General features: G+C 70.6%; 15 protein-coding genes. 7 read left to right on the forward strand and 8 right to left on the reverse strand.

Annotated elements, in window-relative coordinates:
• Positions 1–116 precede the first annotated feature (116 nt).
• Complete coding sequence (locus tag AB0J90_RS13985; protein ID WP_363595695.1) at positions 117–1,334, reverse strand: low temperature requirement protein A; 1,218 nt, start codon at positions 1,332–1,334, stop codon at positions 117–119.
• 117 nt (positions 1,335–1,451) lie between these two features.
• Between AB0J90_RS13985 and AB0J90_RS13990 the strand changes: the two genes are divergently transcribed.
• The 3 genes from AB0J90_RS13990 to AB0J90_RS14000 all read left to right on the forward strand — a co-directional run bounded on the left by AB0J90_RS13990 (position 1,452) and on the right by AB0J90_RS14000 (position 3,592).
• Positions 1,452–2,630, forward strand: coding sequence for a low temperature requirement protein A (locus AB0J90_RS13990; protein ID WP_363595697.1), 1,179 nt, complete (start codon positions 1,452–1,454; stop codon positions 2,628–2,630).
• A gap of 192 nt (positions 2,631–2,822) precedes the next feature.
• Entirely contained in the window at positions 2,823–3,122 is a 300-nt protein-coding gene (locus tag AB0J90_RS13995; RefSeq protein WP_363595699.1) for a hypothetical protein, read from the forward strand.
• 119 nt (positions 3,123–3,241) lie between these two features.
• Complete coding sequence (locus tag AB0J90_RS14000; RefSeq protein WP_363595701.1) at positions 3,242–3,592, forward strand: hypothetical protein; 351 nt, start codon at positions 3,242–3,244, stop codon at positions 3,590–3,592.
• Positions 3,593–3,599: 7 nt separating this feature from the next.
• On the opposite strand, the gene AB0J90_RS14005 is transcribed toward AB0J90_RS14000, so the two are convergent.
• The 5 genes from AB0J90_RS14005 to purD form a co-directional block, all read right to left on the reverse strand.
• Positions 3,600–8,633: a DNA repair ATPase gene (locus AB0J90_RS14005; RefSeq protein ID WP_363595703.1), complete on the reverse strand. Its 5,034-nt coding sequence runs from the start codon at positions 8,631–8,633 to the stop codon at positions 3,600–3,602.
• A gap of 19 nt (positions 8,634–8,652) precedes the next feature.
• Positions 8,653–10,677, reverse strand: coding sequence for a flotillin family protein (locus AB0J90_RS14010; RefSeq protein ID WP_363595705.1), 2,025 nt, complete (start codon positions 10,675–10,677; stop codon positions 8,653–8,655).
• On the reverse strand, positions 10,677–11,324 hold the full coding sequence (locus AB0J90_RS14015) for a hypothetical protein (RefSeq protein WP_363595707.1): 648 nt from the start codon (positions 11,322–11,324) through the stop codon (positions 10,677–10,679). Before AB0J90_RS14015 ends, AB0J90_RS14010 begins: the two co-directional genes overlap by 1 nt.
• 199 nt (positions 11,325–11,523) lie before the next feature.
• Positions 11,524–12,210, reverse strand: a complete 687-nt coding sequence (locus AB0J90_RS14020) for a hypothetical protein (protein ID WP_363595709.1) — start codon at positions 12,208–12,210, stop codon at positions 11,524–11,526.
• Between the two features lie 179 nt (positions 12,211–12,389).
• The gene (gene purD, locus AB0J90_RS14025; RefSeq protein ID WP_363595711.1) at positions 12,390–13,643 is read right to left on the reverse strand and encodes a phosphoribosylamine--glycine ligase; all 1,254 of its coding nucleotides are present in this window, start codon (positions 13,641–13,643) and stop codon (positions 12,390–12,392) included.
• Positions 13,644–13,855: 212 nt separating this feature from the next.
• Here purD and AB0J90_RS14030 point away from each other — a divergent pair, with 212 nt between their 5' ends.
• Positions 13,856–14,764 (forward strand): type IV toxin-antitoxin system AbiEi family antitoxin domain-containing protein, encoded by a 909-nt coding sequence (locus tag AB0J90_RS14030; protein WP_363595713.1) that lies wholly within the window; start codon positions 13,856–13,858, stop codon positions 14,762–14,764.
• Positions 14,765–14,834: 70 nt separating this feature from the next.
• Here AB0J90_RS14030 and AB0J90_RS14035 read toward each other — a convergent pair whose 3' ends face one another.
• On the reverse strand, positions 14,835–16,121 hold the full coding sequence (locus AB0J90_RS14035) for an adenylosuccinate synthase (RefSeq protein ID WP_326562035.1): 1,287 nt from the start codon (positions 16,119–16,121) through the stop codon (positions 14,835–14,837).
• 125 nt (positions 16,122–16,246) lie between these two features.
• On the opposite strand from AB0J90_RS14035, the gene AB0J90_RS14040 reads away from it, so the two are divergent.
• A complete protein-coding gene (locus AB0J90_RS14040) occupies positions 16,247–17,239 on the forward strand; it encodes a hypothetical protein (RefSeq protein WP_363595715.1) in 993 nt (330 codons plus the stop codon).
• 955 nt (positions 17,240–18,194) lie between these two features.
• Positions 18,195–20,069 carry a chromosome partitioning protein gene (locus tag AB0J90_RS14045; RefSeq protein WP_363596239.1) on the forward strand — a complete coding sequence of 625 codons (1,875 nt, stop codon included), beginning with the start codon at positions 18,195–18,197 and terminating at the stop codon, positions 20,067–20,069.
• Positions 20,070–20,144: 75 nt separating this feature from the next.
• Here the strand turns inward: AB0J90_RS14045 and AB0J90_RS14050 are convergent, their stop codons facing one another.
• Complete coding sequence (locus AB0J90_RS14050) at positions 20,145–20,573, reverse strand: DUF3151 domain-containing protein (protein WP_363595717.1); 429 nt, start codon at positions 20,571–20,573, stop codon at positions 20,145–20,147.
• 310 nt (positions 20,574–20,883) lie between these two features.
• Here AB0J90_RS14050 and AB0J90_RS14055 point away from each other — a divergent pair, with 310 nt between their 5' ends.
• A complete protein-coding gene (locus tag AB0J90_RS14055; protein WP_363595719.1) occupies positions 20,884–22,203 on the forward strand; it encodes a hypothetical protein in 1,320 nt (439 codons plus the stop codon).
• The last annotated feature ends 10 nt before the right edge of the window (positions 22,204–22,213 follow it).

Genomic DNA, 22,213 nt, shown 5'->3' on the forward strand with positions numbered 1-22,213 from the left:
CCCAATGTGGGCGCACCGCCCCTCGTGGCGGCCCCCCCAAATTTGAACTTGGGCGGGGGGGGGGCGGGGGGGGGGGGGGGGGGGGGGCGGCGGGGCGGGGAGCGGCGGGGCGGGGGTCAGGCTTCGGAGGGTGGGAGTAGGGCGCGGGAGGGGGCGTAGTACAGGTCCAGGACCACGATGAGGGCCAGGAGGGCGGCGACGAGGAGCGCGAGGGTGACCGGTGACACCAGGGGAACGACCACCGCCAGGCCGGCGAGTACGGGAAATCCGAGCAGTTGGGTCCAGGAAAGCTGTCCGAACAGGACCTTTTCGAGGAGCGCACGGCCGATCAGGAAAAGTGCCGGACTGCCCAGGATGATTATCGACAGGGCGGTCGGGGTCTCGCTGGTCGGGCGACGTATCACGAGTTTGTTGGTGAGCGCGATGCCGATGATGGCACCGACCATGATCAGGTGGGCGACTGCGGTTAGCCGACTGAGGCGGAACGGGCGTTCGGCGGTCGCGAAGATCGTGGTCATCAGCGCACCGGCCCGGCAGATGTAGATCCGCCAGGTCAGCGCCACGAGCAGAAAGGCCACGACGAGCGCGACGATATGGCTCACGTCGTACGTGCTTTGACTGAACTCCTCCCCGACGGCAAAGAGCGACACTCCCAGCGCCAGGATGATGAACTGCCGGTATCGCTCGGTGATCCTCTCTGCGGTGAGTCGCTCGGTCCGGTGCAGCGGCTCGGCCGACCACGGCGCGGGCCAGGTGAGCGCGGCTCCCAGATATTCGATTGCCACCGCGACCACCCAGGACACCCAACGACCGGTGCCCGTCAGTACGCCGCCGACGATCCACGCCACCGCGGCGACGCCTTCCCACAGAAGGATCCGCCTGCCAGCGTGCTTCTGGGCCGACGGGCGCAGCGCGACCTGGTAGTAGAGCCCGCTGCCGAGATGGATCGTCACGTAGATGACCGCGAAGACCAGGCCGCGCTCGTCGTACGCGTCGCTTGCGGCGGCAGCCAACAGCAGGCTTCCCGCCATCACCACGAACAGCTGGGCCATGACGACCGGTCGGTCCGGTTTCACCAACTCGCCCAGCCAGACGGTCATCACCCAGATGAGGCTGAGCGCCAGCCCCAGAACCACCATCTCACCGGCGCGGCGCCAGGTCAGGTCATTGGCCACGATCCGCATCAGGTGGATCAGCGCGAAGACGTACACCAGGTCGAAGAAGAGTTCGGGGAGACCCGGACGGTCCGCCATCCCCGCCTGCAGCCGCTCCGCGTGCCGCCTCTTCGCCTCCGGGGTCCCGGTTCCCGCCTCGGTACCAGCGCCCTCTGTCATCGATCACCCATCTTGGCCTTCAAATCCACCCAAGACAATCATTATATGACAGACTTGGACAACACCCGGTGCAGCGGACAGTCCCATTCAGTCCACGGGAGCCACGGCGGAGGGATCGTGACGGCCGCCGAATTACCCCGGATACTGCGCAGCCGGCAGGAGCCCCTGTACCCCACCTTCCTGGAACTCTTCTTCGATCTGGTCTACATCTTCATGCTCGCCCGGCTCGCAGACTCACTGACCGACGACGTCTCCGTACGCGGCACGGCAGAGACCGCGGTGCTGCTGTTCGCCGCCTGGTGGGTGTGGGTGCTGACCGCATGGCTCACCGACGTGTTCAACCCACGGCGACCCCGAATCCAGGCCGTGGTCATCGTGGCCATGTTCGGCACACTCGTCATGGCGGTCGCGGCTCCGAGAGCATTCGAGCTCTACCCGGCGGCCTTCGTCGCGGCGTACTACGGCATCCATGTCGCCCGGGAAGCCGTCCTCATCCCCGGCTCCCGCTCGAATCGCGAAATCCAGGCAAGGAGCGTCCGGGTCTCCTTCTGGTTCCTGATATCCGCCCCGCTGTGGGTCGGAGGCGTGTTCATCGGGAACACGGCCCGACTGGTGCTCTGGGCAATCGCCGTCGTCGTGGACTTCGGTTCGGCCCGGATGGGGTGGCCCACGCCGAGATTCGGCCGCACTCGAATGGGGACCGGGCCGATCTTCGCCGCCAGCCATCTCACCGAGCGGCACCGGCAGATCCTCATCGTCGCACTCGGCGAGTTGGTCCTGACGATCGGACTCGGACTCGTCGGCAGTGACTTCACGGCGAATCGGCTGGCCAGTTGCGCGGTGGCGTTTGCCATCGCGGTGCTCCTCTTCCAGCTCTACTTCTACCAGAACCAGCGCCTGGTAACCCACGGCCGGGTTGTCGAGCGACTCAAGCCCGGCACCTCGACGTCGTACACCTATCTGGTGATGGTCGCCGGCGTCGTGGTGACCTCGGCCAGCGCCTCGCTGGTCATGCGCCGTCCGACCGGCGACACGCCGCTGGCCTGGGCGATCGCCATCCTCGGCGGCCCCGCACTGTTCCTCCTCGGCACCTGCCTGTTCGACCACCTGATGGCCGGCCGGATCGCCTGGACTCACGTGGTCGCGATACTCGCCCTGATCGCTCTCGCCCCGACGACGCCGCTGCTGCCACCGCTCGGAATCATGATCGCGGCGAGCCTGGTCCTGCTGATCGCCCTCGTTGTCGAACTGACCCTCGTCCGGCCACAGCCGGCACCCGCTGCACAGCACGGTTAGGTTCCTGGCTCAACCCGCTCTGCGCCCCCGCGACCCGATACCGGGTCTCCACCTTTGGTGGAGGCCGCTGCTCCTGATCTCTTTCCAGCGCCGGCCCGGTGCCGGCTCGCAGGCGGAAGGCACGGCCGCCGCCGGTCGACATTCTCAAACGCATGACCCTGACCCCTTCTGGTACGAGCACCGCCGGACCCGGTGTCGCAGCGCCGGAGAACACCAGCGGGTCGCGACCACGAGTTGCCGCCCTCGACCCGGGCAACGGGGGCCGCTCACTATCGAGGGGCGCTCTGCGACGCCAGGAACCCGGCCCAGCAGTTCACGATCATCCCCAACGGCAAGGGCTCGTACGGGATCAGCAACAACTCGGCGTACCTGCAACACTCGCCGACCAACGGTCTGATCTTCGAGGAGTTGGGCGACGCCCGCTGCGCAGCACGTTCCGGTTCGTCGACAACGGTCCCGCCCGCCGTCCGGCCGGTGGCTGACTTCGCATGATTTGCTCGAAGGTCGGGAAGCGGCGAACCAAGCGCTTCCCGACCTTCGAGGTCTCCGCACCGGTCTACTCGGACCTATCCTCGATCGGGACAGCGACGGGATGATCCGGGGAGCCGCAGATGCCCGACTGGCTCATGGCTCTGGCGGGCTGGACGTTCCTGGTGATCGGAGGGCTCGGCCTGTGGCGCGGTGTGACGCTGCTGGTTGGCGGTGACACGAAGGCCCGTGATTCCACCGGCACTGACGCCCGGCTGGTGCTGGTCGAGGGCGGCGGTCAGTTTTTGCTCGGTGCCGCGCTGCTGCTCGGAGGCGGCTGGGTGCATCTGATGTGGCCGGCGATCCTCCTGATGGCCATTGCCTCTGTGCAGTGGATCAGCGGCTGGCGACGCCGCCCGTCTCCCTCCGCCTCCGACACCGAGCACGCCGACACCGAGCACGCCGACACCGAGCACGCCGACAGTCGACAATGAAACGGAACTAGTCGGAGCGACCGGCTCGTTCGATCGCGGACTCGACGGCTGCGATCCGATCGGCCAACAAGCCGAGGGCGCCGACCGCACGGCCGATCGCGTCGTCCGAGTCGCCGCCGAGCGCCCGTTCCCGCAGGTAGCCCGCCTTCACCTCGGCCCAGCGGCGGGCCTGCTCGTCGGACAGCCGGCCGCGTAGCTCGGCCAGCTTGAGCAGGTTCGCCTCCGCGCCGGCCGCCAGGGTCTGCGCCTCACCGAGGTAGTGGTCGTCGATGACCCGTTCCAACTCCTCGTCGTTCATCACCGGCACGACCCGCTCGGTCAGCTTGTTCATGTTCCGGTACGAGCCCTGGAGCAGGAACGGCGGTTCCGTACGGGACGCGTCCGCCTGTGCCGCCGAGGTGATGTACGCCCGGTTGTTCGCCAGCACCACCTCCTGCACCCGGAGCAGTTTGCGCAGTACCGACAGGATCTGGTCCAGCTCGACCGCCGCGTACGGGTGGGTGAGCTGGTCGGCGCGTACCGTCTCGTCACCCCGGGCCAGCCGGACCAGGAGTTGCAGGTCGCCACGGTCCCGGCCGGCGAGCGGTGCCAGCACCGGATTCGAGGTGACCGCGTTCTCCAGGTAGCTGAGCGCGAACACCTCCTCCCGACCGGAGAGCACGTCACCGAGGTTCCACACGTCCGCCCGGTTCGCCAGCATGTCCGGCACCCGGAACCGCCGCCCCGACTCGGTGTACGGGTTGCCGGCCATGCAGACCGCGAACCGCTTGCCGCGCAGGTCGTAGCTGCGCGTACGGCCGTCCCAGACGCCCTCCATCCGGCGCTGGCCGTCGCAGAGCGAGATGAACTTCTGCAACAACTCCGGTGAGGTGTGCTGGATGTCGTCCAGGTAGAGCAGCACGTTGTTGCCCAACTCCAACGCGAACGAGATCTTCTCCACCTCCTGCCGGGCGGTGGCGTTCGGTGCCTCGGCCGGGTCGACCGAGGTCACCGCCGAACCGAGAGCCGGCCCGTTCACCTTGACGAAGACCAGGCCGAGCCGGCTGGCGACGTACTCCATCAGGGTTGTCTTGCCGTAACCCGGTGGGGAGATGAGCAGCAGCAGGCCCATCTGGTCGACCCGTTTGCCGTCACCGGTCGCGCCAATCTGGCGGGCCAGGTTGTCCCCGATCAGTGGCAGGTAGACCTCATCCAGCAGGCGGTTGCGGACGAACGAGCTGAGCACCTTCGGCTGGTGCTCGGACAACCGGAGCCGGCTCCGCTCGCTCGCCACCAGCTCGTTGCGCCGCCGCTGGTACGCCCGGTACGCCGGAACCCGTACGGTCCGGAACTCCCGCGTACGGGCCAGCAGCTCGTCGATCCGCAGCGACAGCCGGGCGTCGACTATCCGGGGATGGGTGGCGAGCAGCCCGGTCACCTCGGCGGTCAGGGTGGCCGCCGACTCGTGCCGAGGCAGAGCGGTCCCGCAGAGTTCGATCGCCACCGCCTCCGCCAGGTCGTACGCGTCCAGCGGTTGCCCGGTGGACGCCGACTCGTCCGCCGTACGCAGGAACGACTCCAGCCACGCCTCCACCAGTTGGTGCCGGGCGGCCAGGTCGTCGCCGAGGGCGCGCAGGTCCTCGTCGTACTCCTGGACCGACTTGGAGGCGGGGCCACCGAGGGTGCGCCGGAACCGGTCGAGCAGCGCACGGGCACCGGAACCGGTGACGAAGCCGAACGGCGCCCGGGACAGCTCCTCGAACAGGTACTCGGCGGCGAGCGGGGCGACCGCCGCCTGGTCCGGCAGCCCGGTCTCGTGCAGGAACCGCGCCGCCGCACCGGAGAGTTCCGTGCACAGTTCGGCGATCGCGGCCGAGGCGCCGAACGTCGTACGCGCCCTGGCCAGCGAACCGGCACGGGTGGACCAGCCGGTACGGGTCGGCTCGTCCACTCCGAAGGTCCAGAACAGTTGCGCGGCGGCACGGGCTTCCGGCGGGAAGCGCAGCAGACCGGCGCCGTCGTACAGGCGCAGCAGCGGTTCCAGGATCGCCGCCGCGTCGTGGTCGTGGATGCCGCGTTCGTAACCCTCGTCGTAACGGCCCTCGGCGACCCGGCGTACCAGCTCCACCAGCGCCGGCTGGCTCACCGCCGCCTCGTGCAACGCCTCCATGGTCAACTCGCCGGCACCCGCCCCGGCGTCGGCGAGGATCGAGGTGGCCAGGTGTTCCGCCCGGCTCACCTCCGGTGACTCGGAGACCAGGAGTTGTTCCCAGAACGGTCGGGTCTGCTGGAACGTCTCGTCCCGGATCGGTGCCCGGTAGTCGGTGCCGGTGACCGCGACCGCCAGTTCGCCGTCGTGCGGCACCAGCGTGACGTCGACCTCCTGGGTGTTCACGGAGAAGCTGTGCCGGCCCAGCCGGATCGTGGCACCGCCGTCGAGGTACAGGTCCTGCTGGTCACGCAGCGCCCGTCCGGCCTCCTGCCGGGCGGCCTTGATCCGCCCGGCCAGCTCCTCGGCCCGGACCGGGTCGCCCAGCGTACGCAGCTCGTCGGCGACCCCGCGCAGCTTCGCCACCATCGGATCGGACGAGAAGTACGTGTTGATCTCGTCGATCGAGCGCAGCCCGGTGAGCCTGCGGTGCACGCTGACCAGGATCCGTTCGGCCGAGCCGACCAGCCGGTCGGAGCGGCGGGCCCGCTCGTCCAGCAGGGCCTGCTTACGGGCGGAGAACGCCTCGTAGATGTCGGCCCGACGGGTGGTCAGCTCGGTGAGGAAGTCGTCGAACTCGCCGAACCGGGACTCCAGGTTCTCCACCTGGAGCAGCAGCCGGCCGAGCTGCTCGTCACACCGCTCGGCGGTGTCGGCCACCGCCAGCGCACCGGTCACCGCCTGCCCGAGCAGGGCGAACTCGGCCGCGAAACCGGCCCGCCCCTCGGCGGTCAGCAGTTGCGCGCGGCGGCCGTCGAGGGTGGCCCGAGCCCGGTTGACCGCGCCGAGCACCTCACCGATGCGGGCCAGGATCCCGGTCCGTACGGTCGCGTCGGCGATCTCCAGGGAGCCGACCACCTCGGTCACCACCTGAAGACCCTCGGCCTGCTCGGCGAGCCGGTCGCGCAGTGGGGCGGACTCGGCCACCGTCCCGATCGCGGCGGCGGTGGTACGCAGCCGCTCCACCTCGGCCTGGTAGTCGCCGAACGCGTCGTCACGTTCGAGGAAGGCGACCACCCGCTGCCCGGTGGAGGTGAGTTCGGAGTCGAGTTCGCCGCTCAGCTCGTCGATCCGTGCCAGGTCGACGTACCGCAGGTCGCGCAGGGTCACGAGTTGTCCCTGCGCCTGGCGCAGGCCGGCGAGCTGGCGTACCCACTCGTCGGCGGTGCGCGGAGCTTCGGCGCGTACCTGCCGGACCAGGGTCGCGGTCCGGGCGGCGGCCTCGTCCAGGGTCGCGGCGGCGTGCGCGGTGAGCGACTGGACCTTCTCGAACTCGTCCAGCACCTGCTTGCCGGTGGCCCGTACCTCACTCAGCGGGGCCCGCAGGTCACCGAGGTCGGCCTCACCGAGCCAGTGGTAGTGGTCGAAAATCCGGGCGCAGGCGGTGATCAGCGCCTCGAACACCCCGAGGGTCGGCGTCATCTCGTCGACCATCCGGGCCACCGACAGGCAGTCCGAGATTCCGCGTACGAGGTCAGCGTTGCCGACCCGCTCCAGCGGGCCGGTGCCGACTGGTTGCCCGGCGGCGTAGCTGTCGGACAGGTACGGGGTCTGCCACACCTGCATCGGGTGTACCCGCGTCGGTTCGTCGGAGGTGGCCCGGAAGACCACCAGCGTCCCGTCGTCGAACAGCGAGTAACCGTGACACGGAACCGGCGTGGCGACCTCCTTTCGGATCACGTTGTACGGCAGCAGCAGCGTCCGACCGGCGCTGCGGTTGTGGAAGACGTAGAGCACGTCCTCGCCGTTGGTCGACCGGATGGTCCGCTCGAACTCCAGCCCCTCGGTGTCGGTGTCGAAGGTCCGGCTGACTCCGGTGGCCAGGTAGTAGCCGCCGGGGAAGATGATGCCGTGGTCCTCGGGCAGCCGCTGGCAGGCCTGTCCGATGCCGTCGAGCCGGACCACCTCCTTGGTCCTGGTGTTGAAGACCAGGTGCCGCCACCGCGTCTCCTTGTACGGCCGCATCCGCAGCAGGATCAGCGGACCGATCCGGGCGTGCTGGATGTCGGCGTCGGCGAGGCTCTGCAACGGCTCGTCGACGGGTTCCTCGTAGATGCCCTGCCCGGTTTCGGTGTTGTTCTCCACCTTGACCGTGAGCGTGCCGCCGACCGTCTCGACAAAAACCTCGTCGTCGATGGAGATGTGCGGGTGCCGGCCGAGGATGTGGTCGTCTCGGGTGGTCTCGGTCCACTCGAAGTCGTGCGACGGCGGGAAGACGTGATCCCGCTCGCCCCGGTTGTCCAGGTACGTGATGCTGCCGTCGACGTCGACCTGCCAGCGCAGCACCCGGATGTCCTCGGTACGCGGCCCGGTCTGGAAGACCGCCAGCAGCCGGCCGTCCAGCCGCCGCAACTGCACCAACCGGGTTTCCCGGTAGTAGCGGTACAGCTCGCCGAAGTCGCGTTCGAACTGCGGGTCGCGCAGCAGTCCGGCGAGCTGCCCCGGGTCGACGTCGTCGAACCGGAACGCGTCGTCGTCCTCGCTGGTCGGACTGTCGGCAGCGGCCCGGCCACGGGCGAAGTGGTGCAGCGAGAAGACGTCGTCCACCGTCGTCTCGGGCTTGAGCCCGATGAAGACGTTGTAGCCGAACAGCATCAGGCCGCCGACCGAAACGATGTCCCGGGGTACGCAGTTGTGCTGGGTCCGGATCCGCTCGGTGCCGATCAGCCGCAGCTCGGTGCCGCCGAAGACCTCCAACCGGCGGCTGTTCAGCCACTCGGCCCGCCGAGCCAGCTCACCGGCCCGCTCGGCGAGCCGGGCCCGCAACACCTCGTATGTGCCGGCGTCGACAGCACCGCCGGTGGCTGCCTCGGTCGCCGGGCCCGGCTCGACCGGTTCGACTGTGCTGGTCATGCCGCTGGTGGTCGACGGGTCACTCACCCGTACCCCGTTGCCTCGGGCCGTTCAGGGCGGCGATCGGCTGGTCGGCCAGGCCGAGCTGCTGCGCCGACCGCAGCAGGTCCTGCAGCTTGTCCGAGTTGGCCCCGCCAGCCTTGATCTGCTGCAACAACCACGCCGACACGGTCAGGTTCTGTACGTCACCGGTGTTCAGCGACCCGATCATCCGGGTCAGGTCGGCGGGGAAACTCGCCTCCCCGTCCAACCACGGCTTGGCCAGGCTCTGCGCGACCTCCGAGTGCTGGACGAAGCCGTCCACGCTCTTGCCCAGCGTGATCGAGTTGACCAGCCGGTCGAAGAACATGGTGTCCCCGCCGACGATGTCGATGTTCGCCTTCTCCAGCCCGGCCGCGAGCACCATCGCCTGCGACTCGGCGACCTGGTGCTGGGCGTTGATCTCGGCCAGCCGGAGGTCCTTCTCCGCCTCCAACCGCAGCCGGAACTCCTCGTGCCCCCGGCTCGCGTCGGTCAGCGCCGCCATCGCGGCGGCCTTCTCGGTGAGACCTTCCGCCTCGCCCTTGAGCTTGTCGCGCAACGCGTCGGCCAGGACCAGCGCCTTCTCGCGTTCGACCATCGCCTCGGCGCGGCCTTCCTTCTCGATGGCCTCGGCACCGCGCTCGCGTACCTGGACCTCTGCCAGACCGGCCGCGGCGGCCTCGGCCTGCGCACCCTCCGCCAGCCGGATCTTGGCTCGGGTCTCCAGCTCGGCGGCCTGCTGCCGGGCCTCGGCCAGGACCAGGTTCTCCCGCGCCTTGTGCTTGGCCGCCTGCTCCGACGCCTCGGCCGCCTTGATGTCCTTGACCAGGGCCTCCTGCGCCTCCGCCTCGGCCTGGATGATCACCGCTTGGCGGGTCCGCTCGGCCTCCTCGACCACCCGCAGGCGTTTGATGTTCTCCTCCTGCTCGGCCACGGTCTTGTCGACCGCGATCCGTTCCCGGATGACCTCGGCGATCGCCCGCCGTTCCACCTCGACCTCTTTGTCCTTGGCGATGGTGGACAGCTCGGTCTCCCGCTGCCGGCCGATCACCTCCAGCATGCGGTCCTTCTCGATCCGCTCCGACTCGATCGCGATTACGCGTTCCCGGTTCTTCTCCGCGACCGCGATCTCCCGGGACTTGTTCTCCTGCTGGATCCCCAGCTGCTCGTCCGTACGGATGTGCGCGGTCTCGGCCCGGAGCCGCTCCTCCGCCCGTACGCGGGAGATCTCCGCGTCCTCGCGGGCCCGCAGCGTCTCGATTTCGCGGTTCTGCTTGAGTTCCGCGTCGGCCTGCCGCCGCTCCAGCTCCAGGATCGCCTCCCGGGCGTCGACGTTCTGCCGGGTGATTTCCTTCTGCTCGTTGCGCTGGAACTCGTTGGTACGGATGTGCTCGATCGCGGTCAGCTCGGTGATCTTCCGGATGCCCTGGGCGTCGAGGATGTTCGCCGCGTCCAGTTTGGTCAGTGGCGTCTGCTCCAGGAAGTCGATCGCCGCATCCTCCAGGCTGTAGCCGTTGAGGTCGGTGCCGATCACCCGGATGATCTGGTCCCGGAACTCGTTCCGCTTGGTGTAGAGGTCGACGAAGTCGAGCTGCTTGCCGACCGTCTTGAGCGCCTCGGAGAACTTGGCGTTGAACAGCTCCTGCAACGTCTCCCGGTCACTGGCCCGCGCGGTGCCGATCGCCTGCGCCACCTTGATCACGTCTTCGTTGGTCTTGTTCACCCGGACGAAGAACGTGATCCGGATGTCGGCCCGGATGTTGTCCCGGCAGATCAGGCCCTCCTGGCCGGTCCGCTCGATGTCGATCGTCTTCACCGAGATGTCCATGACCTCGGACTTGTGCAGAACCGGCAGCACCACCGCGCCGGTGAACGTCACGTCGACCCGACGAACCTTGGAGATGATCAGGGCCTTGCCCTGTTCGACCTTGCGGAACAAGCGGCTGACCAGGAAAACCACGCCGATCGCAACGAGCAGGATGACGGCCAGCAGCACGCCGACGCCGGTGGTGATCACATCCATCAGTGGTCCTTCTGTCCGTGGGGGTAGTAGTCGGGGTCACCCGTGGCCTCCACCGGCAACACCCAGAAGAACTCGCGGTCGGCGTCGTAGTCGTAGATCATCGCCCGACTACCGGCGCCCATCGCATCGCCGCTGGCCTGCCGTACCTGGATCACCGCCGACGAGCCGTCGGGTGCGGTCACCTCGGCCTGTCCGAAGTCGACGCTGACCAGGCCGGTACGGACCACGCACACCCGTCCGACGAAGGCGTTGCGGGAAATCGTCTCGTCGGTGTGGAAGAGGTGCCACAGCGGGCGTACGAGCAGGCGGGTGACCAGCCACCCGCCGGCCAGGGCGACCACGAGCAGCACCGTGGAGAGCACCGCCAGCAGTACGCCGGCCAGTCCGGGCTGGTCCAGCAGTACGGTGCCGGCGAGGCTGACGAACCACGCCACCGCGATCAGCAGCGACAGGACAACCGTGGCGGGCGGCCCGCCGAGCCCGAGCCCGCCGAGGAATCCGGCCGCCCCGCCGGGCTCGGCCGTCGCGTCGTCGTCCAGCCCGACCACCCCGAACAGCACCAGCACCCAGTAGCCGACCACCACCACGAGCAGGAAACTGAAGAGTGCGGTCGGGAAGCCGAACGCCACGTCCAGGAACTCACCCATCGAACTTCGCCGACCTCCCCGCGCTGCCAACGCACCGGCGCGGACCTCTGCAAACAGAGCTGGACATCGATCCGTTCCGCGCGACAGGCTGATCATGGCACGGTGTGTCAACGAGAGATGTCCGGTCGTTACACCGAACGGATGGTCCGGGAAGGATGATCGGCTGGCGGTGGTGCTGGGTTCCGCCTCAGACGGTTGCTCAGACGTTCGCTTTGTCGTAGACCGTCGCGGTCGCGGTGAGCGTACGGGTTTCGACGTACTTTCCGTGCTTGGCGGTGAGCTTGTAGGTGTGCTTCTCGGTGCTGCCGGGCTCACCGCCGCAGGAGAAGGTGAAGCTCTCCTTGCCCTGCGCGGGATAGGTGTCGTAGAGGCCCGGCCCGTCCACCGCCAGCTCCACCTGCTCCGCCCCGGTGACCTTCCACTCGATCACCAACGGCGTCGCCTCGACCGGGAATTCCGAGGTGCCCTGCGGGCAGGTCGGCTTCTGCTGGATCCGGAACTGCACGATCTGCACCGGGGAGGTGGCCGCGCCCGGCTTGGCCCCGCCGGTGGGGGTGGCGGCCGGCTTGCCGGGGTTGTTGCCCGGCTGACCGGCGGCGGTGGCGGCAGGACTGGCGCCGGGATCCACGGTGGACGTCGTCGGGACCCCGCCGATACCGGCCGACGAACTGGCCGAGGGCTGACCCGCCGACGGAGCCGGCGCCCGGTCCTTCGACGAACAGCCGGCCGACCCGGCCACCGCCAGCACGCCCACCAGCAGCGGAAGCGTCAGGCGGCCAGCGATGGCCCGTGGCGCCCGACGGGTGGACGGACCGGCGGGTTCGCCGCCGACGGGATCGCCGCCGGTGCGCTGCCCGACGTACCGGCTGGCCACGATCGTGTTCATGGTCGCTCCCTGCGGAACTCGCCCCGGCCGGTGCTCGACCGGGTGTCGGGTCCCAAGGTAAGGACCGGGGCGGGTCCAGCGAATCCCGCTTTCGTGCCGTCGTCGCGTCGTCGTGGTCGTGGTCGAGCCATGGGGCGGGCTGCCCGGCCTCCCGCCGTCGCGTTGTCCCCTCGTCGTGGCTAGCCGCGGGGTGGGACGACGCGACCTTCGATCGCGGCGAGGGCGATGTCCCGCCGGTAGTGCGAGTCGGCCAACTCGATCCCCTCGACCAGGGCGTACGCCGCGTCCCGCGCGACCTCCAGGTCCGGGCCGATCGCCGTACCGCAGAGGACCCGGCCCCCGGCGGAGACCAGGGCGCCGTCTTCCTCGCGGCGCGCGGTGCCGGCGTGGATGATGCCGGGCCGCTCGGCGCCCGTGATCACGTCGCCGGTGCGGGCCGACTCGGGGTATCCGGCCGAGGCCACCACCACCGCGACCCCGGCTCCGCCGCGCCAGGTCAGCGGCGGGTGCGCGGCGAGCGTCCCGGTCGCGGCCGCGTGCAGCAGGCCGGCCAGCGGCGTCTCCAGCAGCGCGAGTACGACCTGCGTCTCCGGATCACCGAACCGCGCGTTGAACTCGATCACCTTCGGTCCGTCGGCGGTGATGGCCAGACCGACGTAGAGCAGCCCGGAGAACGGGGTGCCGCGGCGGCGCATCTCCGCCAGGGTCGGCTCGACCACCAGGGCCATCACGTCGTCGACCAGGTCCGGTGCCGCCCACGGCAGCGGCGCGTACGCCCCCATGCCGCCGGTGTTCGGACCGGTGTCGCCGTCGCCGACTCGCTTGAAGTCCTGGGCCGGCAGCAGCGGGAGCGCTGCCTCACCGTCGGTCACCACGAACAGGGACACCTCGGGTCCGGCCAGGTATTCCTCGATCACCACCCGGTCGCACTGGGCGGCGTGTTCGAGCGCGCGTGCCCGATCATCGGTCACCACCACGCCCTTGCCGGCGGCCAGCCCGTCGTCCTTCACCACGTACGGCGCGCCGAACTCGTCCAGCGCGCGAGCCACCTCGTCCGCCTTCGTGCAGGTGTACGCGCGCGCGGTGGGCACCCCGGCGGCCGTCATGATCTCCTTGGCGAACGCCTTGGAGCCCTCGATCTGGGCAGCCGCCCCGGACGGGCCGAAAACCGCGATGCCCTTGGCCCGGATGGCGTCGGCGACCCCTGCGACAAGCGGCGCCTCGGGCCCGATCACCACGAGATCCGCACCCGTCTCCACCGCCAGCGCCGCAACCGCCCCCGGATCAACCGCGTCGACGGGCAGCACTTCGGCCACCGCGGCAATCCCCGGATTCCCCGGCGCCGCAATCACTCGCTCGACGACCGGATCGCCACTCAACCCGAGCGCGAGCGCATGCTCCCGCCCCCCGCCACCCACCACAAGTACCCGCACGACCCCAGATCCTACGCACCCACCCACCCCTCGCTCGTTGATCATGACGTTAGCAACGCCTGAACAGCGATTTCCCGTCGCTAACTTCATGATCAACGCGGTGGGGGCGGGGGTTATCCACAGGGGGGTGGGGGGTTATGCACAGGGGGTGGTGGAGGGGGGGCGGGGGGCGGTTGGGTGGGGGGATGGATGGGTGGGCTGTGGTTCGGCGGGTGGCGGCTAGGCAGGACGGGGTGGTTACCCGGGAGCAGGCGTTAGCGGCGGGGCTGACGGTGCGGGAGATCGATCGGCTGTGTCGCGGCGGGAGGTGGCGGCGGCTGGCTCGGGCGGCGTACCTGGTGGAGGTGGCGCCGAGTCCGCTGGCCGCGCGGCGAGCACGGATCCGGGCGGCGGTCGCATCGTTCGGGGAACTGGCGACGGCAGTGCTCGGCACCGCCGCCGAGCTGCACGGGCTCGCGGGACTGCGGACCGATCCGAGGATCCACGTCTCCGTACCCGGGCCGGCCGCACGGCCACTTCGACCGAGGGATCCGGCAGTGGTGGTGCACCAACTCGTCACCCCACCCGAGCAGGTCGGCACGATCGGCGGGATCCGGACCACCACGGCAGCGCGTACGGCGGCTGACCTGCTGCTGCGGGTGGACCGCTTCTCGGCCGTGTCGATGCTCGACTCGGCGTTGCACCAGGGGGCCATCACGGAGCCGGACCTGCTGGTCGTGCGCGCCATGCTCGCCCGGCGCCGGGGCGCGGTGTCCGCGCGGCACCATCTGGGGCAGGCGGACGGCCGGGCCGAATCCCCGTTGGAGACCCGGGTACGCCTGCGTTGCGTGGACGGCGGCGTCGCGCCGGACGAACTACAGCACCCGGTACGCGACGAGGACGGTTACCTGCTGGCCGTGGGTGACCTCGCCTGGCTCCGCGAACGAATCATCGGCGAAGCGGACGGCGCAGCCGTACACGCCACCCCCGAAGCCCTCTACCGCGACCGTCGGCGTCAGAACCTGATCGCCAACGCCGGCTGGCGCGTCCTCCGCTTCACCTGGTCCGACACCCTCGACCCCGACTACATCCCCACCACCATCCGCGCCGCCCGCCTCACCCACCCGTCCCGTCGATCATGAAGTTAGCGACGGATGGGCGCACGTTTCTCGTCGCTAACTTCATGATCAACGAGGAAATCGGGGCGGGTGGTTAGAGGAGGGGGTGGCGGACTACGTTTTCTTCTCGGCCGGGGCCTACTCCTACTACGGAGACGCGGGTGCCGCAGAGTTCTTCGATGCGGGCGATGTAGCGGCGGGCGTTCTCCGGCAGCTCAGCCTCGGTACGGGCCTTCGTGATGTCCTCCCACCAGCCGTCGTGCTCCTCGTAGATCGGCGTCGCGTGGTGGAACGCGGTCTGCGTCATCGGCATGTCGCTGAACCGCTCACCGTCGATCTCGTAGCCGACGCAGATCGGCACCTTCTCCAGCCCGGTGAGCACGTCGAGCTTGGTGACGACCAGATCCGTGATGCCGTTCAGGCGGGTCGCGTACCGGGCGACCACGGCGTCGAACCAACCGGTACGACGCTCCCGGCCGGTGGTGGTGCCGTACTCGGCGCCGACCTTGCGCAGGTGCATGCCGTTGTCGTCGAACAGCTCGGTCGGGAACGGCCCCGAACCCACCCGCGTGGTGTACGCCTTGGTCACCCCGATCACCTTCGTGATCGCGGTCGGCGGGATGCCCGCCCCCACGCAGGCCCCACCCGCCGTCGGATTCGACGAGGTCACGAACGGGTACGTGCCGTGGTCCATGTCGAGCATGGTCGCCTGGGCACCTTCGAGCAGCACCGTCTCGCCCCGGTCCAGCGCGTCCCAGAGGATCGCCCGGGTCTCCGCGATGTACGGCCGCAGCCGCTTCGCGTACTCCAGGTATTCCTCGGTGACCGCGTCCACGTCCAGCGCCTTGCGGTTGTAGACCTTGAACAGCATCTGGTTCTTCTCGCGCAATGCGAGTTCCAGCTTCTTGCGTAGGATGCCCGGGTCGAGCAGGTCCTGCAGCCGGATGCCCATCCGGGCGACCTTGTCGCCGTACGCCGGGCCGATGCCGCGACCGGTGGTGCCGATCCGGGCCGAGCCGAGGTAACGCTCGACCACCCTGTCCAGCGCCCGGTGGTGCGGCATGATCAGGTGCGCGTCGCCAGAGATCCGTAGCCGGGAGACGTCGACGCCCCGCTCGGCCAGCCCGTCGATCTCGGCCAGCAGCACCTTCGGGTCGACCACCACACCGTTGCCGATCACGATCATCGCGTTCGGCGAGAGTGCACCGGACGGCATCAGGTGCAGTGCGTACTTCTGCCCGTCCGGGGTGATCACGGTGTGTCCGGCGTTGTTACCGCCGGAGTAACGGACGACGTAGTGGACCTGCTCGCCGAGCAGGTCGGTAACCTTGCCTTTGCCCTCGTCGCCCCACTGCGCCCCGATGAGCACGATCGCTGGCATCTCAACCCGCCTTCGAGGGGCTCGGGTGCCAGGTGGCGACCGCGTGGCGAGCCCGAGGTGTCAGATTAACAAGAAGTGACAGCCCTGCCAGTAGTGGCCGGGAGACAGGCAGGAGGCCACCGCCCGTGTACGACGTGGTGCTGCTCACCCTCGGGTCCGGCCGGGACGGCTCCGCCGGCTGCGGAAGCGGCGACGGATGCTGTGGAACGGGTGCCGAAGGTGCCGGCGACAGCTGCACCGATACCCCTCGGGTACCCGTGCTGAACTGCGCAGATGCGCTGACCGCCCGGGGCGCTCGGGTGGAGATGGTCACCGCATCCTCCGACGCCGAGATCGACGAGGTGCTGTCACGGCTCGATGCGCCGGCCCGCCCCGACGGACTGACCTGGCCGGACGGCGACAGCAAGACCCGTCTGGTCGTCGCCACGGCCAGTGACGGCCAGTTACGCGCTGTAATGCGCCGGATGGTCCGCCGGTACGCCCCTCCGCCGAGCCGCCGTCCGGCCGACCTCGCCGGCAACCGTACGGTCCCGGACCTGCCGCCGATCGGACTGCTCCCGCTCGACCCGGCTGGTGCGCGCGCCGGGTCACCCGTGGACCTGGTCGGTCAGCTCGGGCTGCCCCGCGAGCCGGCCGAGGTGGCCGCCGCGCTACTCGACGGCCCGGTCCGCCGGCTCGACCTGCTCCGCAACGACGGCGGCTCGGTCACCCTGGACGGGGTGCTGCTCGGCGGCGGCGACAAAGAGGGTCGGACCATCCCCTGGCGCGGCCGGGTCGAGGTGGACGACACCATCCTGACCAGCGGCGACGACCCGGTACTGGCCTGCGCGATCGGCAACGGACGCGGCTACGCCCAACTCGCCGGGCTGCCACTGCTGACCGAGGCGGACCCGACCAGCGGCACCATCGAGGTCGCGGTGGCGGTTCCGGTGCTCACCGGCAGCCGTTGGGGCCGCAAGAAGGTACGCATCGAGGTGCGCCGGGCCCGTGGACGCGCGGTCGCGGTCGTGCCACGCGACGGTGATCTGCCGTACGTGGACGACGGGGTGAGCGGGGACCTGAGCCGCAAGCGGTCCTGGTGGATCGAGCCCGGCGCCTGGGCGGTGTACGGCCGCTGACCAGGTACGTCGGCCGACAGCCGGGCTCGGTGCCGGGCTGATCCCGCCCGGCGGGCATATCCTCGGGCGGAGCAGGGGGGAGTTAGCCGTGGTGGACGACCAACCGGACCAGTTCCGCGGGCCGGGCCAGGGGGCGGCGCCCCGTGACGTCGAGCCGTTCTGGCCGCCGGACGAGATCGTCGCCGAGCCGCCGCAGCCGACGGGCGGCAACGTCCCGGCGACCCGTGGCGGCCCGGGCGCCGGCAGCCCTCCGGTGCCGCCGCAGACGCCGGGAGTCGGCGCGGACATCGCCTGGGGAGGCGGCCCGGTTCCGCTTCCGGCGACGCCCCGGCCGACCACACCCCCACTGCCCGCGCCGCCGACGCAGGCCGCGCCGGCCATGCCTCCGACGCAGGCCGCGCCGGCCATGCCCGTGCCACCGGTACCCACCCCGACGGCACCGGTCGCACCGCTCGGCCAGACACCGGAGGCGGGAGCCGCCGGACGCGGCGCAGCCGGAGCCGGAGGCGGTACAGCCGGAGCCGGTACACCTGGGACCGGAGGCGGCACATCCGGGACCGGGGCTGCCACCGTCGGGCCTACCTGGAGCAGCGCCGCCGGGAGTGGACCCACCGGGGCCAGCGGAGCTTCCGGGGGCAACGCCGCGAGCGGAGCCACGGCCGGCACCGGGAACGGGGTGGACGGGGGCGGCCCGCCGACGGCGGGAGATAGGCAGACGCGGGCGGCGGTCGAGCAGCCCACCCGAGCGTGGCCGCTGATCAGTGGCGCGGCCGGTGCGGCAGCCAACCGGCCGCCGGTACAACCGGCACGAGCCGACGATGACCCGGCCCGGACACCAGGCGCCGCTGGGCCGGGACAAGCGCCGGACCCGTGGGCGCCGACCGGAGACACACCGACCCCGGGTACGGTTTCCAGCCCGGCAACCCCGTCGGTACGCCTCGACGACCCCTTCACCCTGGACGACCTGCTCGCCGGTGGACCCGCCGGGCCGGGCGGCCCAGCGGACGGGGCACCCGGTGCCGGTCCACACGGCAACCGGGCGGCGGCACCAGCGTCCCCTTGGGCGCAACCACCGCAGCGCCCAGCCATCGACTACCCGGCCGCCCCGGCGGCAGCCGCCGACCCCGACTCCGCCAGCCCGCAACTCCCCGCCGACACACCGACGCCGGTCACCGGTCCTCACCCACCCGCGACCACCGCCCCGCCTGCCTCGGCACCGCCGGCAACAGCACCGCCGACAGCAACAGCACCGCCAGCAGCAACAGCACCGTCGGCATCGGCATCGGCGCGGGTGCCGCTGCCCGGACAGCCTCAGCCACCGGCGTCACGCGGCACGGCAGTGGTCGGCAGCGCCAGCATTCCGGCCGGCCAGGGCTATCCGCCGGGCGAGAACCACCCGGTACCGGCCAGGCCGGAGTACCTCGGGCCACCGGCCGGTCAGGACCATCGGGGACCGGCCGCTCAGGACTACCCGGGGTCCACCCAGCAGGGCTATCCAGGACAAGTTGGACAGAACTACCCGGGCCAGGCAGGGCAGGGGCAGGCAGGGCAGGGCTACCCGGGCCAGGCAGGGCATGCGCAGGCAGGCCAGGGGCAGGCAGGCCAGGACTACTCGGGGCCAGGCGGGGGGTATCAAACGCCAGGCGGCGAGGGCTACCAAGAGGGCTATCCGGGGCCGGGAGGTGCGGCGTACGCGGGCGGGGCGGGCGCCGTACCGGGACAGCCGCCGGTGCCGAGGGCGGTGCCGTACCCGCCGGTTGGTGGGTGGCATCCGAGGGCGGAGGGGCATCCGGGTGTCGCCGAGGTGCCGCAGCAGCCGTACCGGGAGACAGCCGGGGTGACCAGGGTGCCACCACCGGCGATGACGTACCCGGAGCCGGTCTGGACCCCCGACTCGTCGACCCCGACGGCGGAGGAGTTCGCGCGTCGCCGGGCCAACCGCCCCGCCGACCCGATCGCCACCATGGGCGTACGGGCGGCGGTCAACAAGACCACGCTCGGGCTGGTCCGGCTCTCGCCGGGGCGGCACGAGCAGGAGATCCGGCAGGACGTCGAGATGGTGCGCCGGAACTTCGGCGGGCTGCGCCAGGTGACCGTGGTCAACCCGAAGGGTGGCGCGGGCAAGACGGTGGCCATCCTGCTGCTCGCGATGACCTTCGGTCAGAAGCGCGGCGGGTACGTGCTGGCCTGGGACAACAACGAGACCCAGGGCACCCTCGGGATGCGGGCGCAGCAGGACTTCCACTCCCGTACGGTCCGGGACATGCTGCGGGACCTGGGGCAGTTCCAGGTGTCGCACGGGCGGGTCGGCGACCTGTCGCAGTACGTCCGGTCGCAGGGCGAGGGGATGTTCGACGTACTCGCGTCGGACGAGTCGGCGACCGGTGGCGAGATGCTGACCGCGGCCGCCTTCGCGGAGATCCGTGAGGTGGTCAGCCGGTTCTACAAGTTGATCTTCGTAGACACCGGCAACAACGTACGGGCGCAGAACTGGCAGGCCGCGATCGACGCCACCGACCAGCTCCTGATCACCATGTCCGCCCGGAACGACTCCGCCGAGACCGCCGCCCGGATGCTCGACCACCTGGAACAGAGCGGCCGGCAGCGGCTGGTCCGGCAGGCGGTGACGGTGGTGTCCATGCCACCGTCACGCAAGGAGATCGACCTGCCGGCGATCCAGCGCCACTTCGCCGCCCGGACCAGGGCGGTGCTGCTGGCGCCGTACGAGCGGTTGATCGACACCGGCGAGCCGATCCGGTACGGGCAGCTCTCCGCGGCCAGCCGCGACGCCTGGTTGAAGATCGCAGCCGCGGTGGCCGAGGGCCTGTGACGGGTTCTCCCCGCCCCGGTCGGGCCGGGGCGGGGAGCGGACCGGTCGGCGGGACCAGCGACGCGTAGGGCCAGCTCAGGAGCCGGCGAGCGCGTCACCGGCTTCGGGGTCGCAGTCGCGCAGGAACTGGGCGCAGCGGGCCGCCTCGTCCGACTCGCCGATCTCACCGGCGGCTCGGGAGAGCACGTGCAGGCAGCGCAGGAACCCCTGGTTGGGGCCGTGCGCCCAGGGCACCGGACCGTGCCCCTTCCAGCCGTTTCGGCGCAACTGGTCCAGCCCACGGTGATAGCCGGTACGCGCGTACGCGTACGCCGTGATGACCTGCCCGGACGCGAGCGCTCGCTGGCCCAGCGCCCCCCAGGCGGCGCTGGAGGTCGGGAAACGCGCGGCGACCGAGGCGTAGGCCTCGTCGGTGTCGGCCTCGATGGCCTCCGCGAGGGCCGCCTCGGCCGCGTCGTCGGCGGGGAGGAGGGTGGCCGGCGGTTCGGGCAAAAGACTCTGCATCGGCCCATTGAACCTGCCCGACCTGGGCGGTCGCGAGGCGGGCTACCTCTCGGCCTGACTGAAAGGCTGAGTCTTCGGTCACGCGTGCGGCGGGTGCGGGCAATGGTCGACTCGACTACAAATAGAGGTCCGGAGCCTCCCCAGGACCCGGTAAGGAGAGCCCGGTGACTTCGGTCACCGGGCTCTCGTCTTCCCCGACGTCCATCCAGGCGTCCTTGCGGACCGCCCGACGTCCTTGCGGACTGCCCGACGTCCTTCCGGACCGGCCGGCGTTGGTCGCGGGTTGCCGGCGCGGAGGAGGATGTCGGACGTGCCCACACCACCCACGACCCACCTGCTCGAACCGGACGACACCACGGAGTCCGAGATCGAGTCCCGCGCCGAACTCGACCGTCACCTGCGTACCGGCAGTCTCGCCGGGCTGACCGTGCAGGGGCTGCGGCTGGATCTCGACCCGGCGCCCGACCTCACCACGGTCGACCTCACCGACACCCTCTTCATCGGCTGCCGGTTCGCCTCCCGTCAGGTCGAGGCCGACCTCATCGAGCGGGGCGCCCACCTGCTGCCGCCGTTCACCGCTCTGCCGTACTCGACCCAGCCGCCGCGGCTCTACACCCCGGACGACCTGGTCGCGGGCTTCGGCGACGGTGGCTTCGCCGGCATGTTCGACACCGTGGTCTACGAGCACTTCCGCGGCCACGGCGGGGCGATGCCACCGGTACGCGAGGCGCTGGCGCAACGGATGCACGACCACGGCGTCGACAACGCGCTCGCCGACGCCACCCGTAGCTGGCTGGCCATCCACGGCCCCGGCTCGGTGGTCGGGGTGATGGGCGGGCACGCCGTACCCCGGGGGACCTCGGCGTACCGGCTGGCCGCGACGCTGGGCTGGGAACTGGCGCGGGCGGACCGGCTGGTCGTGACCGGCGGCGGGCCGGGCGTGATGGAGGCGGCGAACCTGGGCGCGTACCTGTCCGGGCGTACGCCGGAGGAACTGGCCTGCGCCATCGACCTGCTCGCCGCCGCGCCCGACTTCGGCGACCACGACCGCTACACCGCGGCGGCGCTGCGGGTCCGGGCCGAGTTCGGGCCGGACCCCGACGGTCCCGGGTCGACCACGAAACTCGGCGTGTCGGTCGCCGGGAACGGCGTGTCGGCGGCCGATGACGGGTCGGTGCCGGAGGTCGGTGCACCGCCAGCGCAGCGCGGCGGCGAGCGGACCGTCGTGGCCGACACCGTCGGCTGGGCGCGGCGCGGTGGCCTGTCCATCCCCACCTGGCTGTACGGACACGAGCCGGCGAACCTGTTCGCGGGCAGGATCGCCAAGTACTTCTCGAACGCGATCCGGGAGGACACCCTGCTCCGGCTGGCCCGGGGCGGGATCGTCTTCGCCGCCGGTCGGGCCGGGACGGTGCAGGAGGTGTTCCAGGCCGCGACCAAGACCTTCTACGGCACCGACGGCGCCAGCGGCGCGTACGTCTTCCTCGACCGGGCCTTCTGGACCGAGACGCTGCCGATCGAGTCGCTGCTGCGGCCGCTGTTCGCGCTCACCCCGTTCGGCGACCTCACCGGCTCGATCCACGTCACCGACGACGTGCACGAGGCGGTACGCCTGCTCGTCCACGACTGACCGCGTCGAC

It is taken from the genome of Micromonospora sp. NPDC049523 (assembly GCF_040676775.1).
In the GTDB taxonomy this organism is placed as follows: Bacteria; Actinomycetota; Actinomycetes; order Mycobacteriales; family Micromonosporaceae; genus Micromonospora_G.

What these genes read in the sequence shown, in the direction of transcription:
- AB0J90_RS13985 (WP_363595695.1), bottom strand. Translation starts at nt 1,334, where the DNA reads ATGACAGAGGGCGCTGGTACCGAGGCGGGAACCGGGACCCCGGAGGCG.
- AB0J90_RS14000 (WP_363595701.1), top strand. Translation starts at nt 3,242, where the DNA reads ATGCCCGACTGGCTCATGGCTCTGGCGGGCTGGACGTTCCTGGTGATC.
- AB0J90_RS14005 (WP_363595703.1), bottom strand. Translation starts at nt 8,633, where the DNA reads ATGACCAGCACAGTCGAACCGGTCGAGCCGGGCCCGGCGACCGAGGCA.
- AB0J90_RS14010 (WP_363595705.1), bottom strand. Translation starts at nt 10,677, where the DNA reads ATGGATGTGATCACCACCGGCGTCGGCGTGCTGCTGGCCGTCATCCTG.
- AB0J90_RS14015 (WP_363595707.1), bottom strand. Translation starts at nt 11,324, where the DNA reads ATGGGTGAGTTCCTGGACGTGGCGTTCGGCTTCCCGACCGCACTCTTC.
- AB0J90_RS14020 (WP_363595709.1), bottom strand. Translation starts at nt 12,210, where the DNA reads ATGAACACGATCGTGGCCAGCCGGTACGTCGGGCAGCGCACCGGCGGC.
- AB0J90_RS14035 (WP_326562035.1), bottom strand. Translation starts at nt 16,121, where the DNA reads ATGCCAGCGATCGTGCTCATCGGGGCGCAGTGGGGCGACGAGGGCAAA.
- AB0J90_RS14050 (WP_363595717.1), bottom strand. Translation starts at nt 20,573, where the DNA reads ATGCAGAGTCTTTTGCCCGAACCGCCGGCCACCCTCCTCCCCGCCGAC.